Raw genomic sequence first — 233 nt, 5'->3', positions numbered from 1 at the left:
GCGCGAGGCCACCCCGGCCCTGCAGCGCGGGCTGCAGGTCAACGAACGCCTGCAGGGCGCCCAGGCGGTGTTCTACCGCGTACTGCAGCACGGCGATACCGCGCAGACCGCGCTGGTGCTGCTCAACACGGGCGACACCGCCAGCACGTTCGAGGTCAGCCGCTACCTGCTGCCGGGCACCTGGCGTGATGCGCTGGGCGGCGGCAGCCAGGCGGTCAAGCGCAGCCTGAGGG

Annotated in this window: 1 pseudogene; it reads left to right on the top strand. The window is 73.0% G+C overall.

The annotated features are described in order from the left end of the window. Positions 1–233 (top strand): annotated as a pseudogene (locus ACQG3P_RS24350) (alpha-amylase family glycosyl hydrolase); the annotation flags it as partial.

Origin of the sequence: Stenotrophomonas sp. SrG (genome assembly GCF_050031795.1) — a bacterium.
Classification (GTDB): Bacteria; Pseudomonadota; Gammaproteobacteria; order Xanthomonadales; family Xanthomonadaceae; genus Stenotrophomonas; species Stenotrophomonas rhizophila_A.
This window is presented reverse-complemented; position numbering and strand designations above follow the sequence as displayed.